Origin of the sequence: Shewanella halotolerans (assembly GCF_019457535.1) — a bacterium.
GTDB lineage: Bacteria > Pseudomonadota > Gammaproteobacteria > Enterobacterales > Shewanellaceae > Shewanella > Shewanella halotolerans.
Genome location: NZ_CP080417.1, coordinates 3,211,577 through 3,228,540 on the forward strand (window position 1 = coordinate 3,211,577; position 16,964 = coordinate 3,228,540).

Annotated in this window: 14 protein-coding genes; 1 reads left to right on the plus strand and 13 read right to left on the minus strand. The window is 54.0% G+C overall.

Going from position 1 to position 16,964, the window contains the following annotated elements; translation table 11 throughout:
• The first annotated feature begins 159 nt into the window (after nt 1–159).
• The gene (mutS, locus tag K0H81_RS13985; RefSeq protein WP_220058715.1) at nt 160–2,727 is read left to right on the plus strand and encodes a DNA mismatch repair protein MutS; all 2,568 of its coding nucleotides are present in this window, start codon (nt 160–162) and stop codon (nt 2,725–2,727) included.
• Nucleotides 2,728–3,010: 283 nt separating this feature from the next.
• Here the strand turns inward: mutS and rpoS are convergent, their stop codons facing one another.
• From rpoS to rlmD, 13 genes are all read right to left on the minus strand, one after another.
• Nucleotides 3,011–3,985: an RNA polymerase sigma factor RpoS gene (gene rpoS / locus K0H81_RS13990; protein ID WP_011865015.1), complete on the minus strand. Its 975-nt coding sequence runs from the start codon at nt 3,983–3,985 to the stop codon at nt 3,011–3,013.
• Between the two features lie 77 nt (nt 3,986–4,062).
• Nucleotides 4,063–4,995 carry a peptidoglycan DD-metalloendopeptidase family protein gene (locus K0H81_RS13995; RefSeq protein WP_434086865.1) on the minus strand — a complete coding sequence of 311 codons (933 nt, stop codon included), beginning with the start codon at nt 4,993–4,995 and terminating at the stop codon, nt 4,063–4,065.
• A gap of 46 nt (nt 4,996–5,041) precedes the next feature.
• Entirely contained in the window at nt 5,042–5,677 is a 636-nt protein-coding gene (locus tag K0H81_RS14000) for a protein-L-isoaspartate(D-aspartate) O-methyltransferase (protein ID WP_220060866.1), read from the minus strand.
• Entirely contained in the window at nt 5,674–6,423 is a 750-nt protein-coding gene (surE, locus tag K0H81_RS14005) for a 5'/3'-nucleotidase SurE (RefSeq protein WP_220058717.1), read from the minus strand. The genes K0H81_RS14000 and surE overlap by 4 nt, the downstream gene beginning before the upstream one ends.
• Nucleotides 6,416–7,483 (minus strand): tRNA pseudouridine(13) synthase TruD, encoded by a 1,068-nt coding sequence (truD, locus tag K0H81_RS14010; protein WP_220058718.1) that lies wholly within the window; start codon nt 7,481–7,483, stop codon nt 6,416–6,418. Before truD ends, surE begins: the two co-directional genes overlap by 8 nt.
• Before the next feature lie 9 nt (nt 7,484–7,492).
• A complete protein-coding gene (gene ispF, locus K0H81_RS14015; RefSeq protein ID WP_220058719.1) occupies nt 7,493–7,978 on the minus strand; it encodes a 2-C-methyl-D-erythritol 2,4-cyclodiphosphate synthase in 486 nt (161 codons plus the stop codon).
• A 3-nt stretch (nt 7,979–7,981) separates the two neighbouring features.
• A complete protein-coding gene (gene ispD, locus K0H81_RS14020; protein WP_220058720.1) occupies nt 7,982–8,710 on the minus strand; it encodes a 2-C-methyl-D-erythritol 4-phosphate cytidylyltransferase in 729 nt (242 codons plus the stop codon).
• 42 nt (nt 8,711–8,752) lie between these two features.
• Entirely contained in the window at nt 8,753–9,055 is a 303-nt protein-coding gene (gene ftsB, locus K0H81_RS14025; protein WP_144203330.1) for a cell division protein FtsB, read from the minus strand.
• 99 nt (nt 9,056–9,154) lie between these two features.
• Nucleotides 9,155–10,450: a phosphopyruvate hydratase gene (gene eno / locus K0H81_RS14030; protein ID WP_011865007.1), complete on the minus strand. Its 1,296-nt coding sequence runs from the start codon at nt 10,448–10,450 to the stop codon at nt 9,155–9,157.
• 131 nt (nt 10,451–10,581) lie between these two features.
• Nucleotides 10,582–12,219 carry a CTP synthase gene (gene pyrG, locus K0H81_RS14035; protein ID WP_011865006.1) on the minus strand — a complete coding sequence of 546 codons (1,638 nt, stop codon included), beginning with the start codon at nt 12,217–12,219 and terminating at the stop codon, nt 10,582–10,584.
• 110 nt (nt 12,220–12,329) lie between these two features.
• Nucleotides 12,330–13,127 carry a nucleoside triphosphate pyrophosphohydrolase gene (gene mazG, locus K0H81_RS14040; RefSeq protein WP_220058721.1) on the minus strand — a complete coding sequence of 266 codons (798 nt, stop codon included), beginning with the start codon at nt 13,125–13,127 and terminating at the stop codon, nt 12,330–12,332.
• A gap of 102 nt (nt 13,128–13,229) precedes the next feature.
• Nucleotides 13,230–15,434 (minus strand): GTP diphosphokinase, encoded by a 2,205-nt coding sequence (relA, locus tag K0H81_RS14045; protein WP_144203326.1) that lies wholly within the window; start codon nt 15,432–15,434, stop codon nt 13,230–13,232.
• Between the two features lie 164 nt (nt 15,435–15,598).
• Entirely contained in the window at nt 15,599–16,933 is a 1,335-nt protein-coding gene (gene rlmD / locus K0H81_RS14050) for a 23S rRNA (uracil(1939)-C(5))-methyltransferase RlmD (RefSeq protein ID WP_220058722.1), read from the minus strand.
• Nucleotides 16,934–16,964 lie beyond the last annotated feature (31 nt).

Genomic DNA, 16,964 nt, shown 5'->3' on the forward strand with positions numbered 1-16,964 from the left:
CGGTCAAATTTTCCCGAGCGCATTAGCACTAAATTTATCCAAACAGACAGGATAAATGCGCAACCGCCATCAATTTATTGTTAGTATTGTGGCCATTCATTCTGTGCTGGCCGCAGGGCTATGACAGACATTTTTGTAGCAGGATACCTTGGTTAATTCATGAACGCCGTCGATACTCAACATCTTGAAAAGCACACCCCCATGATGCGTCAATATCTGACGCTGAAAGCCGAAACACCCGATATGTTGCTTTTTTATCGTATGGGAGATTTTTACGAGCTCTTCTACGACGATGCTAAGCGGGCCTCAGAACTGCTGGGGATCTCCCTCACGGCGCGTGGCAAGAGTGGCGGCGATCCTATCCCCATGGCAGGCATCCCCTACCATGCGGTGGAAGGCTACCTGGCAAAGCTGGTGCAGCTCAGGGTATCTGTGGCGATCTGCGAGCAGATAGGCGATCCCGCCACCACCAAGGGGCCGGTAGAACGTAAGATTGTTCGCATCGTCACCCCGGGAACTCTTACAGATGAGGCCCTGCTGCAGGAGCGGCAGGACAACCTGCTGGCCGCCGTCTATCACGGCAAGGTGGGTTTTGGTTATGCGACCCTGGATGTCTCATCCGGACGCTTCGTGGTCACCGAACTGGCCAGCAAAGAGGCGCTGGAAGCCGAGCTGCAACGCACCAATCCAGCGGAGCTGCTCTACAGCGAAGATTTCAGCGAGCCGGCTTTGATCGCCTCACTGTCGGGTAAGCGTCGCCGCCCCGAATGGGAGTTCGACTACGACACCAGCTACAAGCTACTGCTGGAACAGTTCGGCACCAAAGATCTCTATGGCTTTGGCCTGGGAGAAGTCAGGCTATCGCTACAGGCGGCTGGCTGTCTTATCCAGTATGTGAAAGATACCCAGCGGACCGCCCTGCCCCATATCAACGCCATCACCCGCTTCAATCAGTGCGACAGCATAGTACTGGACGCGGCCACCCGTAAGAATCTGGAGCTGACCCGTAACCTGCAAGGCGGTAGCGACAACACCCTGGCCTCGGTACTGGATAACACGGCGACCCCCATGGGCAGCCGTATGTTGCAGCGCTGGATCCATGAGCCGCTGCGCAACCATAACATCATCCGCGCCCGTCATGATGCCATTGACGAGCTGCTGGACAACGGCTATCACGAGAACCTGCATGAACAGCTAAAAGCCCTGGGCGACATAGAACGTATCACGGCGCGTCTGGCCATTCGTAGTGCCCGCCCGCGTGACTTTGCCCGTCTGCGTCAGGCACTAGCCCTGCTGCCCGAGATACAGCAGCAGCTGGCTGACTGCAACAGCCTGCACCTCAAGGCGCTCTCGAGTCACCTGGGAGACTTCCCCGAGGAGCATGCCTTGCTCAGCCGCGCCATCGTCGACAATCCGCCTATGCTGATCCGCGACGGCGGCGTGATCAAAGAGGGCTATCACAGCGAGCTAGATGAATGGCGCAAACTCAGCCAGGGAGCGACCGACTACCTCGCCGAGCTGGAAGCCCGGGAGAAGGCTGCCACCGGCGCCTCGACTCTGAAGGTGGGCTACAACCGGGTGCACGGCTACTACATAGAGGTGAGTCGCCGCGAGTCGGATCTGGTGCCTATGAGCTACCAGCGCAGACAAACCTTAAAAAATACCGAGCGTTATATCGTCGCCGAGCTTAAAGAGCATGAGGAGAAGGTACTCTCCAGTCAGGGCAAGGCGCTGGCGTTAGAGAAACAGCTATGGGAAGAACTGTTCGATCTATTAATGCCCCGCCTGCACGAGCTACAGGCCTTCGCCCGCGCCGCCGCCGAGCTTGATGTGATCACCAACTTTGCCGAGCGCGCCGAGCAGCTGGACTATCACAGGCCAGAACTCACGGCCCAAAGTGGCATAAATATCGAGGCGGGAAGACACCCAGTGGTCGAGCGCGTCAGTCAGACGCCATTTATCGCCAACCCTGTCAGCCTCAACCCGGCGAGGCGCATGCTGATCGTCACCGGTCCTAACATGGGCGGTAAGTCGACCTATATGCGCCAGGTGGCTCTGATCACCCTTATGGCCCATATAGGTAGCTTCGTACCGGCCCAGAAGGCCGCCATAGGCCCTGTGGATCGTATCTTTACCCGTATCGGCGCCGCGGACGATCTCGCCTCCGGCCGCTCGACCTTCATGGTGGAGATGACGGAAACCGCCAACATACTACACAACGCGACGCCCGAGAGCCTTGTATTGATGGATGAGATTGGCCGCGGCACCTCGACCTATGATGGCTTATCCCTGGCCTGGTCCGCCGCCGAGCATCTGGCGCAGAACTTAAAGTCTATGACCCTGTTTGCCACCCACTATTTTGAGCTAACCCAGCTGCCGGAACAGATGGAAAATGTGGCCAACGTGCACCTCGATGCCATAGAGCATGACGACACCATCGCCTTCATGCATGCGGTGCAGGAGGGGGCGGCGAGTAAGAGTTACGGCCTTCAAGTCGCGGCGCTGGCTGGTGTTCCGGCCAAGGTAGTTCAGGCCGCCAAGCACAAGCTGCATCATCTTGAGAGCCGGGATAGAGAGGAGGGGCTCCCTGAACTGAGACAGGCCCAGCTGAGTCTGGCCATGCCGGAGACCTCACAGGCGCTGGACAGGTTAGATACCATAGATCCCGACAGCCTGACGCCGAGACAGGCGCTGGATCTTCTCTATGAGCTCAAGCAGCTACGCTAAGCTTTCGAGCACCTATAAGCTAAGCTATTTGAGCACTTAAAAGTAGCTAGAGCTAAAGCGAGTTACAAAATCTAGACAGCAAAAAAGCGCACCATTTTGGATGCGCTTTTTTTAATTCTGGGGTCGGCCCTTCAAGACACAGGTTTACACCTTAAGGCGCTTTCCGCGAGTTTCTCCATAAGACGCTAGCATTGCTTATCCACCTTTCAGTCTCTACCGACCGCTCACAAAGGCGATAACAAGAAAGCCACGGCAAACCTTTAGCCTACACCCCGATACACTTTTACACTCTGAAGATAGCTTCTACCGATAATCCTTGAGCACTGAGCAGATCTCGAAGCCGCTTCAGGGCTTCCACCTGAATTTGGCGTACTCTCTCTCTAGTCAGGCCTATCTCTTTACCGACATTTTCCAGGGTCGATGGCTCATAACCAAGCAGACCGAAACGACGGGCAAGTACTTCTCTCTGCTTACTGTTCAGCTCGTCGAGCCAGCGCACAACAGACTTAGACATATCGTCGTCTTGCACCTTGTAATCCGGACCCACACAATCGTCATCGGCTAATACGTCAAGCAGTGCCTTATCGTTGTCACCACCCAGTGGGGTATCGACCGAGGTGATACGCTCGTTAAGCTTGAGCATCTTACTAACATCGCTGCTTGGCAGGTCTAACTGCTCGGCGATCTCTTCTGCGGTTGGCTCATGATCTAGCTTGTGCGCGAGTTCCCTGGCGGTACGAAGGTAAACATTCAGCTCCTTCACCACATGAATAGGCAGGCGAATGGTACGGGTTTGGTTCATGATGGCACGTTCTATGGTCTGGCGGATCCACCAGGTGGCATAGGTTGAGAAACGGAAGCCGCGTTCGGGATCGAACTTTTCGACGGCGCGGATCAAACCTAAGTTACCTTCTTCAATCAGATCCAGTAAAGCTAAACCACGATTGTTATAACGACGTGCAATTTTTACGACGAGTCTGAGATTACTCTCAATCATACGGTTGCGAGATTTTTCACAGCCTTTTAGGGCCTTACGTGAGAAATAAACCTCCTCTTCCGCACTCAATAGGGGGGAAAATCCAATTTCACTTAAATACAGCTGAGTGGCATCTAAGTTCTTTTGTAAGTCATCTTGTACTTGCTGTTCTAGTTCTGCGTCTTTCAAAACCTCCTTGCTGTTGGTCACTGATAGATCAGACTCATTCTTCGACAAGTCCACTAAGGGCTCCGCCACGGCGGTAGATTGTTTACGACCCATAATATGCTCTCCCAAATTTTACATGCTAATTTACTGCACTTTACTGTCCTCCAATTGCCAAAATGGCGCCTATAAAATTATGATTTAGGCAAAAATTTAAGTGGGTCGACGGATTTGCCGTGATACCGTATCTCGAAATGCAGCATCACCCTATTGGTACCCGTCTGTCCCATTTTCGCCACCGTTTGTCCCGCGGTAACGAACTGCTTCTCTTTTACTAAGATCTTATCGGCATGAGCATAAGCACTGAGATAGTCATCGCTATGCTTAATGATCACCAGATTGCCGTATCCCCTTAGCGCATTTCCTGCATACACCACTCGCCCATCGGCGGCTGCCTGAATGCGATCGCCTCGGGATCCTGCGATCTTAATCCCTTTATTACCTTGTTCCTTGGTAGAGAATGTGCCGATCAACTTGCCTTTAACGGGCCAATGCCAGCGCTGGACCTTCTTTGGTAGGGTGCTACTGGGCTTGTGGATAACGCCGTTAACATTTTGTTGACCAGTTGTTACAGCGTACGCAGATTTATCGCCCCGATCAAGCGATTTTTTCGCCGGTGCCATTTTACTGACGCTAGCCTGCTGACTATAATTAACTGTTTGTTTAGGTTGATTTTTAGCTGTATTTTGTTGCGTTTTTTTACTCAATACCTGAGTGCTACGCTGGGTCTTGCTATTTGTAACAGCGTTTGTCGATTTAAGCTTTAAAACCTGCCCAGGATAGATGGTATAGGGCTTGCGAAGCCCGTTATATCGGGCAATTTCGGAAAAATCTTTGTTGGCCGCCCAGGCGATCGAATAGAGGGTATCGCCGCGCTTGACCTTGTAGTGGTCGGAGGTGAGGCCACCCTTTTTATAAGCTTTCTTCACCGGCGAGTTAACGTTCACCACAGGAGCAGGTGTATGGGCCTGAAAACTACAGCCGCTCAGCAGACAGCTAAGCATTAAAGCACACAGTATACCTACTGGCTTTTGACAAAACCTCCACCGACTCGGGGCGCTTAGCATAGCGGCTCCCCTATTCCCTTAGCGTCGGCGCACCAGATGACAGCCACTAGGCAAGTTCACCATTGACCAAAGGCACAAACTTCACCATCTCTATGGTCTGGGAATGAAATTGATCGCCCTTACGAACCACACGCATCAGTTGCTGTGTCTCCTCGCCGACAGGGATCACCAGCACGCCACCATCGGCCAGCTGTTGCAGTAGCGCCTGTGGCACACTGCTGGCCGCCGCCGTCACCATGATGGCGTCGAAGGGCCCCTTGTTGGCCCACCCTTTCCAGCCGTCGCCATACTTAAAGGAGACATTATGCAGGTCGAGTCGCTTGAGACGCTGTCGCGCCTGGATCTGCAGACTCTTGATCCGCTCAACCGTGCATAGCTCATCCACCAGCTGCGCTAAAATAGCCGCCTGATAGCCAGAGCCTGTGCCTATCTCCAGCACCCTTTTGGGACGCGACTCTAACAGGAGTTCTGTCATGCGCGCCACGATATAAGGCTGAGAGATGGTTTGCCCCTGTCCTATGGGCAGAGCAGTATTTTCATAGGCCTTATGGCCCAGGGCCGCATCGAGAAATAGTTCTCTTGGCGTTTTCGCCACCACTGCTAAGACATCGGCATTAGCGACTCCCGCCCCCTGAAGGTGACGTGCCAGATTCAATGCCGCCGTAGTGGCTACCCCATTCATAATTGCTCTATCCATTGCTTTATCTTTGATACTTGTTCAAACGCGGTCAGATCCACCGTTAAGGGGGTCACCGACACATAGCCGTTGGCCACGGCATGAAAATCTGTGCCTTCGCTGGCGTCTTGCTCTTCACCCGGCGGGCCGAGCCAGAATATCTCCCGTCCGGCAGGATCTTGCATACGCACCATGCCTTCGGCCCTGTGTCTGGCGCCCAGACGGGTCACTCTAATGCCCTTGATCTCATCGAGCGGCAGATCCGGCACATTCACATTTAAAATCTGATCCGACGCGATAGGGCTATCGATCAGACCGGCGACTATTTTACAGGCGTAGTAGGCCGCCGTGTCATAGTGCTTCAGCTCTCGGCCCACCAGAGAGATGGCAATCGCCGGCAAGCCCAGGAAACGCCCCTCCATCGCCGCGGCGACGGTGCCGGAATAAAGGGTATCATCCCCCATGTTCGCACCGGCGTTGATGCCAGAAACCACGATATCCGGTTCATGGGCATAAAACTCGCGAATCGCCAGATGCACACAATCGGTCGGCGTACCACTGACGGAAATATAACCATTATCTAACTTATTAATTCGCAAAGGGTTAGTCAAGGTTAACGAGTTGCTGGCACCCGAACAGTTGCGATCCGGACCGACCGTCATCACCTCATAGTGCTTCGCCAGGGCATTGGACAGCGCCGCGATCCCCGGCGCAGTGATGCCATCGTCATTGCTTACCAATATCTTAATCATGGGCTTGCTCGCTCGCTGCGGCCTTTCTGGCCTGATATTCCCGCTCTTTGACATCTTGATAATTCACCAGTTCCCGCAGCACTGAGGTGGCAAAGCTGCCAGCCGGCAGGGCGAACTTTATCACTAAGGTGTCTTCCTGGATCTCATAGCTCAGCTGCTGCGGCTCGAGGAGCAGCGGGCGGCGCTCCTGATTGAGCCCCGCCTGCTCAAGGCCGGCAAGATCTTCAGGATACTGACCACAAACGCCCTGCTCGAAGGCTAACGCCTCGGCCTCACTCAGCGCCTGGCCCCGACCCCACATGGGCGCCGAGAGTTGAATATCGTTTTCCGCCAGACGAGCATAAAGCGCTTCATCCCAGGGATTGGCCACGAAGTAGCTCTTGCTGCCAGCCAACATCACACAGTCACCATCGAGTGTATTGAGCTGGTGTAGACGAAGTCGCTCACTCACTACCTGATTAAAGAGATGAGAGCGCACCGCCGAGAGGTAGATGCTACGCTTATTTCTGTCTTTCACCTTCTTTTTGCCCGAGAGCATCTGACGACCGAAAATCAGGTTCTTTCCGTCATGGCCGAAACGCTGCTCGCCAAAATAGTTAGGCACGCCTGTGGCTTTAATCAGCTCGATGCGCCGCACCAGTGCGTCCATGTCAGACACGGCCCTTAGAGTCAGGATAAAGCGGTTACCGGCCAGGGCGCCGGTGCGCAGCTTCTTACCATGACGGGCGCTTGATAGCACGGTAAGCTGCTCGCTATTGAGCGACTGCCAGTCTGGCATGCTCTTACCGGGAATACGCACCCCAAACCACTGCTCAGTGATGGCGTGTCTGTCTTTCTGGCCGGCAAAGGTCACCTCTTTCGGGTGCACGCCGGCAAAGCTTGAGAGCATGCGCGCCACATCGGCGGTATTTAACCCCTCCTTGCGAATGTGCAGCATGTGATGCTCGCCCTCGCCCGTCGGAAGAAATGGCAAGATCTCCTGCACGATAAAATCGCTATTGAAGGTTCTTAGGTCGGCGCTCGCCTCAGGCTCGCCATGCAAATAATGTAGTGGGGTCATAACTCTCTCTTATCTCGGGGCGGCGCACATCAGCACCACGGCTTCCACCGCTATCCCCTCTTTGCGTCCGGTAAAGCCAAGCTTCTCTGTGGTGGTGGCCTTGACGTTGATCGCCTCTATGTCACTTTCAAGATCCTTGCTCAGACACTCGCGTATCGCCTGAATGTGTGGCAGCATCTTAGGGGCCTGGGCAATTATGGTGACGTCCAGGTTACCCAGCCTATAGCCCTTATCCAGCGCCAGCTGGTAGCAATGACGTAGCAGCACGCGGCTGTCGGCCCCCTTAAAGTCTGGGTCGGTATCGGGGAAATGTTTACCTATATCTCCAAGCGCCATGGCGCCGAGAATCGCATCTGAGATGGCATGCAGCACCACATCGCCATCCGAATGGGCCACCAAGCCAGTGTCATAGGGGACTTCAACGCCGCCTAAGATCAGCGGCAACTCGCCGCCAAATTTATGCACATCGAAACCATGGCCGATACGTATATTCATCTGTCATTCACCTGTTCTGGAATTGGGGTCACTGGCGGCCGCTTGTAGATAGAGCGCCGCCAGTTGCAGATCCTCTGGATGGGTCACCTTGATGTTATCGAAACGCCCGCTTACCAACAGCGGCTGGCCACCGGCCCACTCCATCGCAGAGGCCTCATCGGTAATGGCGACCTGCGCCGCCAGCGCATCAGTCAGATTCTGCTTAAGGCTGATCACGGGAAACAGCTGGGGAGTGAGCGCATGCCAGAGGTTCTCGCGGCATACTGTCTCTTGTATCGCGCCGCCTTTACCCGAACGCTTCATGGTGTCGCGTACCGGCATGGCGAGGATGGCGCCCTGCTGATTACCTGTTTCTGTCTCACAGGCGGCGATCAGCTTATCGATATCGGCCGCACTTAAGCAGGGACGGGCCGCGTCATGCACAAGCGCCCAGGCAGATTGAGATGCGACATTGAGGGCGCTCAGCACAGAATCGGCGCGCTCTTTGCCGCCAACAACAGTCATCAGCTGGGGGTGGCTCGCCTGGCTCAGCTTGGCGAAATGGGTATCTTCAGGGCTTAGGGCAATAATCACCTTGTCGATGCGTGGATGTTCCAGTAGGCGATCTAGGGTGTGCGCCAGGATAGGTTGATGATTTAACATCAGATATTGCTTGGGGATCTCGGCGCCCATTCGCGCGCCGATCCCGGCGGCGGGCACAATAGCAACCAGCTCTTGTATGCGACTAATCATAGATGTTAACTCGTGTCACTTTTTAGGCGAAACCGGCTGAGCCTACTGCTCGCCAATCTCGGCTTTACGCTGAGGCTCACCCACTACACGAAAGAAGGTCTCTCCCTGTTTCACCATCCCCAGCTCGTTACGGGCGCGTTCTTCCAGCGCCTCGGTACCGCGTCTAAGGTCGAGAATCTCTTCTTTGAGTACCTGATTTCGTTCGATGAGTTTGGCGTTACTCTCGCGCTGCAACTTGATCTGTTCCTGCAGCTGAAAAGATTCGGGAAGGCTATTTTGTCCCCACCAGAGTCGATACTGGAGCAGACCAAGCAGCACAAACATGGCGATAAGAAGTCGCTTCATCCTTAATGGGCTTTATCTCTGTTAAAAGGCTGAACTGATATTACAACAAAAAAGGCCACCAAGTGGTGGCCTTTTACCAAATTAACCGTAAAAACTCGGTTATGCTTGGCCTTTGATCTCGCTACGACCCTTGTAAGGTGCTTTTTCACCTAACTGCTCTTCGATACGTAGCAGTTGGTTGTACTTAGCAACACGGTCACTACGACACAGAGAACCCGTCTTGATTTGGCCAGCCGCAGTCGCTACCGCCAGATCAGCGATGGTCGCATCTTCGGTCTCGCCGCTACGGTGAGAAATAACCACAGTGTAGCCTGCGTCTTTCGCCATGCGGATTGCCGCCAGCGTCTCGGTCAGAGAACCAATCTGGTTGAACTTGATCAGGATAGAGTTAGCGATCTTGTTCTCGATACCACGGCTCAGGATCTTAGTGTTGGTTACGAACAGATCGTCACCTACTAGTTGGATCTTGTCGCCAAGGATTTGAGTCTGGTAAGCCCAGCCATCCCAATCTGACTCGTCCAGACCATCTTCGATAGACACGATTGGGTACTCTTCGGTCAGAGACTTCAGGAAGTCAGAGAAACCGTTTGAGTCAAATACCTTGCCTTCGCCAGACAGGTCATATTGACCGTCTTTGTAGAATTCAGAGGCTGCACAGTCAAGGGCCAGTGTCACGTCTTCACCCAGCTTGTAACCGGCTTTTTCTACCGCAACTTTGATAACCGCCAGTGCATCGGCGTTAGACGCTAAGTTAGGCGCGAAACCACCTTCATCACCCACTGCAGTGTTAAGACCCTTCTCTTGCAGAACCTTCTTCAGGTTGTGGAAGATCTCGGCGCCCATGCGTAGCGCTTCACGGAAGCTCTTAGCACCAACAGGCTGAACCATGAACTCTTGGATATCAACGTTGTTGTCGGCGTGCTCACCACCGTTAAGGATGTTCATCATAGGCACAGGCATAGAGTACTGGCCAGGAGTACCGTTTAGCTCGGCGATGTGCGCGTACAGCGGCATGCCTTTGAAGGCAGCAGCGGCTTTAGCAGCAGCCAGAGACACGGCTAAGATAGCGTTAGCGCCCAGCTTGTCTTTGTTTTCAGTGCCATCCAGGTCGATCATGATCTGATCCAGCTCGGCTTGCGCCGTCGCATCTTTACCCATTAGGGCATCACGGATCTGACCATTGATATTAGCCACAGCGGTCAAAACGCCTTTACCCATGTAACGGCTCTTGTCACCATCACGCAGCTCTAGTGCTTCGCGGCTACCGGTAGATGCACCAGATGGAGCAGCTGCCATGCCTACGAAACCACCATCTAGATGCACTTCCGCTTCAACCGTTGGGTTACCGCGTGAATCCATGATCTCGCGACCAATGACATTGATAATTTTAGCCATAATTTCCTCGACTTTAAGTTTAAGATTTAAGTTTAAAAGTTAATGCAAAACTAAAATTCTTATCGCTAAATTTACATCATCTGAAACAAAAAAGCCGCCTCCGAGAGTCGGAAGCGGCCCTTGTATATAGATTAGCCTAAATCGCGTTTTTGGTACGCAACGGCTGCAGCAACGAAACCTTGGAACAATGGCTGACCATCGCGAGGCGTTGATGTAAATTCAGGGTGGAACTGACCCGCCACGAACCATGGGTGGTTAGGGAGTTCAATCATTTCAACCAGCTGACGATCTGTCGACAGACCGCTGAATACCAAGCCGGCTTTCTCTAAACGTTCTCTGTATGTGTTGTTCACTTCGTAACGATGACGGTGGCGCTCTACACAGGTCAATCCCTTGTAAGCTTCCGCCGCCTTAGTACCTTCGATCAGATGACACAGCTGCGCGCCTAGACGCATGGTGCCACCGAGATCTGATTCTTCATGACGTTGTTCGATATTACCTTTTTCGTCAATCCATTCTGTGATCAAGCCCACAACTGGATGCGGCGTATCCTTGTTGAACTCGGTTGAATGCGCATTTTCTAAACCAGCCACGTGTCGCGCAAACTCGATCAGTGCAACCTGCATACCCAGACAGATACCGAAATAAGGAAGGTTGTTCTCACGGGCATACTGAGCCGCCATGATCTTGCCTTCGACGCCGCGCTCACCGAAGCCGCCCGGTACCAGGATACCATCAAGGCCTTCCAGCACTTCAGTGCCCTTGGCTTCGATATTTTGGGAATCGATATACTTGATGTTAACTGACACGCGGTTAAACAGGCCGGCATGTTTCAACGCTTCGTTCACCGACTTGTAAGCATCTGGAAGTTCGGTGTACTTGCCCACCATACCTATAGTGACTTCACCGGTTGGGTTGGCTTCTTGATAGATAACGTTTTCCCACTCAGACAGATCGGCTTCTCTACACTCAAGGCCGAAACGCTTGGTGACCAGATCGTCCAAACCCTGCGCCTTCAGCAGTGCAGGGATCTTGTAGATGCTATCGACATCTTTCAGCGAGATCACGGCGCGCTCTTCAACGTTACAGAATAGCGAGATCTTTGCCTTCTCGTTAGACGGAATCGCACGGTCACCACGGCAAACCAGTACGTCTGGCGCGATACCGATTGAACGCAGCTCTTTCACCGAGTGTTGTGTCGGCTTGGTCTTCACTTCGCCCGCCGCGCCCAGGAAAGGCACCAGGGTCAAATGCATAAACAGGGTACGATCACGGCCAAGTTCTACGCCCAACTGACGAATAGACTCAAGGAAAGGCAATGACTCTATATCACCTACGGTACCGCCGATCTCAACGATCGCCACGTCGTGCCCTTCTCCGCCCTCAAGCACTTTCTCTTTAATCGCATTGGTGATGTGTGGGATCACCTGAATGGTGGCCCCTAGGTAGTCGCCACGACGCTCTTTGCGCAGCACTTCCTCATAGATACGACCCGTGGTGAAGTTGTTACGACGGTTCATCTTGGTACGGATGAAACGTTCGTAGTGACCCAGGTCGAGGTCAGTTTCAGCGCCATCTTCGGTGACAAATACTTCACCGTGCTGGGTTGGGCTCATGGTACCCGGATCCAAGTTAATATAAGGATCCAGCTTCATAATGGTTACGTTAAGGCCCCGAGCCTCTAAAATTGCCGCCAATGATGCTGCTGCAATGCCTTTACCTAGTGATGAAACCACGCCACCAGTAACGAAGATATACCTTGTAGTCATGCTGAACCTGAGAAAATGAGTTGGAAATATGTGCTTGTAAGAAAGCACTAGGACGGGGCGTTATTATATCAAAGCCCTTTGGATTCGACAAATAGGTAACAGCAACTATTTTAGCCTTTTAGGGGATCATTTCGCTTGACTTGCTCCCAATAGGCATCCAGTTCAGTGAGGCTATGCTCCTGCATCGCTTTACCCGACTGGGCTGCTAAGGTCTCGACGCCGCGAAAGCGATGTTCGAACTTATTGGTCGCCCGGCGCAGCGCCTGCTCTGGGTCCAGCTTGAGGTGTCTGGCCAGATTCACCACGGCAAATAGCAGGTCTCCCAGCTCATCTTCCATCTTGTCTCTGTCCTGGGCGGCAACCTCCACCATCACCTCGTCAATCTCCTCATGGATCTTGGCCACCACAGGCCCTAAGTCATTCCAGTCGAAACCCACGGTCGCCACTCGGCGTTGCACCTTGGCGGCGCGGGTCAGGGCCGGCAGTGAGCGCGGAATATCATCAAGCACCGAATGTAGCGAGCGCCCGGCGCGCTCCTTGGCCTTGATGCTCTCCCAAGTTTCACGTACCGACTCGCTGGATGCCTGAGTCATCTCGCCAAACACATGGGGATGACGCTCAGTGAGCTTAGTACAGATCTTCTCCACCACCAGATCGAAATCGAACCTGCCCTGCTCCTTGCCCAGCTGGCAATAGAAGATCACCTGAAACAGCAGGTCTCCAAGCTCACCGGGTAGTTCATCCAAGGCGCCGCGCTCTATGGTATCGGCCACCTCAAAGGCTTCTTCCAGGGTAAAGGGCACTATGGTCTGATAGCTCTGGGCCTTGTCCCAGGGGCAACCTGTCTGTGGATCTCTGAGCCGCTCCATGATGGTCAGCAGTCTTTGGATATCTGATTTACTCTGCATCGCTTACCTCATCAAAAAGGCGGCCTGGGCCGCCTCTTACTCTTATCATCTGTGAACTTTGTGATTTCTATCTGCGCTTAGATATTCGGGCTCACCAAGCCACTAGAGACGTCGCGCCTCGATGACGCCGCTCACCTGAGACAGCTTGGCGATCACTCTGGATAGACCTTCCAGGTTATACAGCTCAAGTTCCAGCTCGATAGCCGCCGTCTGGGTCTTCACATCCGACGATGAGCTCATGGCCAACACGTTGGATTTCTCCGCCGCCAGCACAGAGGTGAGATCTCTCAGCAGACCGCTACGATCGTTAGCCAACACCTTGAGCTTAAGTTTATAGCCACCTGAGTAGTTCTCGCCCCAGACCACATCGACGCTGCGCTCGGGATGCACCCGCATCAGTTCTTTAACCTGCTCGCAGTCGGCCCTGTGCACAGAGATCCCCCTGCCTTTGGTGATAAAGCCGAAGATCTCATCTCCCGGCACCGGCTGGCAACACTTGGCGATATGGCTGAGCAGATTACCGACACCGTTAACCTCGACCTGGCCCTTGCCTTTTCCGGTTGAGCGCGCCTGGTTTTTCTTCAGCAGATCTTCAAGGGCCTCCTCTTCGGAGACCTCGTTGACCCGCATCCGGCTCTGTACGTGGTTGACCACCTGGTTGAGCCTGACGTCCCCGCCGCCGATACCGGCCAGTAGGTCATCCATCCCCACCATATTGAAACGCTCCACGGCGCTGTGGGCATCTTTCAGGGTCAATCCAGAACGTGCCAGCTCGGCCTCGAGCATCTCGCGCCCGGCGACGATATTCTTGTCCCTGTCTTGCTGCTTGAACCAGTGCTGGATCTTAGAGCGTGTACGCGACGCCTTGATATATCCCAGGTTAGGATTGAGCCAATCCCGCTTAGGGTTAGGGTGCTTGGAAGTGATGATCTCGACCCGCTCGCCGGTCTCCACCTGGTAGGTGAAGGGCACGATGCGACCGTCCACCTTGGCGCCGATACACTTATGGCCTACCTGTGAGTGAATATAATAGGCGAAATCCAGCACGGTGGAGCCCATGGGCAGATCCACCACGTCGCCGTTCGGGGTGAAGACATAGGCTCTGTCTTCAAACACCTGACTGCGAACCTCATCCACCAGGTTGCCACTCTCGGCCACATCTTCCTGCCACTGCAGGATCTTACGCAGCCAGTTGATCTTCTCTTCGTAGCCGCTCTGCTTACCCGTAGTGCCCTCTTTATACTTCCAGTGGGCGGCCACCCCCAGCTCGGCATCTTCATGCATCTGCTCGGTGCGGATCTGGATCTCCACCGTCTTGCCCTCTGGGCCCACCACTATGGTGTGAATCGACTGATAACCATTGGGTTTAGGGTTGGCGACATAGTCGTCGAACTCTTTTGGAATATGGTGCCAAAGGGTATGCACCACACCCAGGGCGCCGTAACAGTCCTGCAGGCGCTCGGTGACGATACGCACGGCGCGCACGTCAAACAGCTCATCGAAAGTGAGATCTTTGCCGCGCATCTTCTTCCAGATGCTGTAAATATGTTTAGGCCTGCCATAGACCTTGGCGCGGATCTGCTCCTCGTCCAGACGCTGCTGCAACTGATTGACGAAGTTCTCTATGTAGATCTCACGGTCCATCCGCTTACCATCGAGCTGCTTGGCAATCTCTTTATAGGTATCAGGATGCAGATAACGGAAGGAGATATCTTCCAGCTCCCACTTGAGCTGACCTATGCCCAGGCGGTTGGCCAACGGCGCATAGATGTCCGCAATCTCCCGCGCCAGCAGCACACGGGTCTCTTCGTCGGCATTTTTCACTTCCCGCAGCAGGCAGATACGCTCGGCCAATTTGATCACCACGGCGCGGACATCTTCCACCATGGCCAGCAGCATCTTACGTATGTTGTCTATCTGGGGCTCGGCGTTGCGGCTCTGCTCGTTGACCTTGAGGGCGCCGATGGCGTCCATGGTCACCACACTGTTCACTAGCGTGGTGAGCTTGTCGCCAAACAGCTCCAGCATCTGCTCCTCAGTCAAGAGGCCGGCATCGAACACCACGAAGATCACCGCCGCCTGCAGGGTCTCGATATCCATGTTGAGCGGCGCTAAGATCTCAATCAGCTCGCGGGCGCGGCCAATCAACAGGGTATCGTTAGCATCATGTTTCGCCACCAGGGCCTCGACCTGCTTTATTAGCGCAAGTAAGGTGCTGGCGTCATCGGCGTCACTCAGATAACGATTAACCCATTCGGTCAATTGAAAATCTGTGTCTTTAAAATGTGCTTCTCTAACAGATACCATCTACTGCATGTCCTTAAACTTAAGTGCTTGCCCCTAAATATTGCTCGACCTGTTACGTCATCCAAACCTTGCTGGCTGACATCGCCAATACCAAACTCACTATCTTGGGGATTCCCCCGCCAATGTCAATTGATATGCGTCGACTATTTGGCCGCTTAATCGACTTATTTCTCCAACTCAAACAAGGCCATGGCCTCGATGTGATGGGTCTGAGGGAACATATCGATGAGTCCCAGGCGACTAAGCTGATAACCCTGTGCCAGCAGCGGCTCACAATCTCTGGCCAGACTCACAGGATTACAGGAGATATAGACGATCGCCTTGGGCTTCATCTTCTTTAACCATTGTAGACTCTCATAGGCGCCAGCTCTGGCAGGATCCAGCAGTAACTTGTCGATGCGGCCAAGCCAAGGGGCAGCGGATAAGTCCGCGCTGAGGTCTCCGTGGTAGAACTCGGCCCCCTCGACACCGCTCATGGTTGCATTGACTTTCGCCTGCGCCACCATGGCCTCGACTCCTTCGACGCCAACCACCTGGGCGCCCGCCTTGGCCAGTGGCAGGGTAAAGTTACCCACCCCGCAGAAGAGATCCAGCACCCGCTCGCCCGGCTGAATCTGCAGCCAGTCGATCGCCTGGGTCACCATCTGCTGGTTGATCTCACCGTTAACCTGAATGAAGTTGCCCGGCGAGAAGCCAAGCTGATTGCCATCCTCCAGGGTATAGAAGGGCAGGCTCTCGTCACCCCAGAGGGTCTCAAGCTTGCCATCATCATCGAGTAAGACAAGCCTCACCTTATGCTGCTCGCCAAATGTAGCTAGCAGAGCCTTATCTTTATCGTTCAGGGGGCTAGTGATACGTAGCACCACGCATGGGCCAGAATCCACAGACAACAGCTCCACATGGCCCAGGCTGCGCTTGGCACTGAGGCGATTGAGGCATTGATTCAACGGCGCGATAAGCTCAGACAATGATTTTGCCAGCACAGGGCAGGCGTCAATATTAACCACCTCGCTGCTGGCCAGGGCGCGAAAACCCAGGTTGAGCTGCTTTGTATCACGCAGGTACTGAGTCGCCAGTCGGGCGCGGCGACGATAATGCCAGCCTTCGCCACTTAGCGGCTCGCTCATGGTCTGCGGCTGGGTACGGCCCATCTTGTTGATCAGGTTCTCCAGCGCCGCCTGCTTGACATCGCGCTGGGCAGAAAGCTCAAGATGCTGCAGGTCACAGCCGCCGCAGCGACCATAGTATGGGCAGCTTGGTTCTATTCGCGCGGCGCTGGCGCTCTCGACCTTAATCAGCTTGGCCTTGGCATGACGCTTCTTCTGCTCGACTATCTGCGCGGTCACGGTTTCATCCGGCAGCGCGCCGGGAATAAAGACGATTTTTCCCTGATGTTCTGCTATCCCCGCCCCCAGATGATCCAGCTGGCTAACATGGAAACTTTGCTTAGCCTGGGTTTGTTGTGTCTTGCGGGGTTTAGCTTTATAAAATTGTGCCATTTAGGCCTCTAAAACAATAAAAATACTAGTA

What these genes read in the sequence shown, in the direction of transcription:
- mutS (WP_220058715.1), top strand. Translation starts at nt 160, where the DNA reads ATGAACGCCGTCGATACTCAACATCTTGAAAAGCACACCCCCATGATG.
- rpoS (WP_011865015.1), bottom strand. Translation starts at nt 3,985, where the DNA reads ATGGGTCGTAAACAATCTACCGCCGTGGCGGAGCCCTTAGTGGACTTG.
- K0H81_RS13995 (WP_434086865.1), bottom strand. Translation starts at nt 4,995, where the DNA reads ATGCTAAGCGCCCCGAGTCGGTGGAGGTTTTGTCAAAAGCCAGTAGGT.
- K0H81_RS14000 (WP_220060866.1), bottom strand. Translation starts at nt 5,677, where the DNA reads ATGAATGGGGTAGCCACTACGGCGGCATTGAATCTGGCACGTCACCTT.
- surE (WP_220058717.1), bottom strand. Translation starts at nt 6,423, where the DNA reads ATGATTAAGATATTGGTAAGCAATGACGATGGCATCACTGCGCCGGGG.
- truD (WP_220058718.1), bottom strand. Translation starts at nt 7,483, where the DNA reads ATGACCCCACTACATTATTTGCATGGCGAGCCTGAGGCGAGCGCCGAC.
- ispF (WP_220058719.1), bottom strand. Translation starts at nt 7,978, where the DNA reads ATGAATATACGTATCGGCCATGGTTTCGATGTGCATAAATTTGGCGGC.
- ispD (WP_220058720.1), bottom strand. Translation starts at nt 8,710, where the DNA reads ATGATTAGTCGCATACAAGAGCTGGTTGCTATTGTGCCCGCCGCCGGG.
- ftsB (WP_144203330.1), bottom strand. Translation starts at nt 9,055, where the DNA reads ATGAAGCGACTTCTTATCGCCATGTTTGTGCTGCTTGGTCTGCTCCAG.
- eno (WP_011865007.1), bottom strand. Translation starts at nt 10,450, where the DNA reads ATGGCTAAAATTATCAATGTCATTGGTCGCGAGATCATGGATTCACGC.
- pyrG (WP_011865006.1), bottom strand. Translation starts at nt 12,219, where the DNA reads ATGACTACAAGGTATATCTTCGTTACTGGTGGCGTGGTTTCATCACTA.
- mazG (WP_220058721.1), bottom strand. Translation starts at nt 13,127, where the DNA reads ATGCAGAGTAAATCAGATATCCAAAGACTGCTGACCATCATGGAGCGG.
- relA (WP_144203326.1), bottom strand. Translation starts at nt 15,434, where the DNA reads ATGGTATCTGTTAGAGAAGCACATTTTAAAGACACAGATTTTCAATTG.
- rlmD (WP_220058722.1), bottom strand. Translation starts at nt 16,933, where the DNA reads ATGGCACAATTTTATAAAGCTAAACCCCGCAAGACACAACAAACCCAG.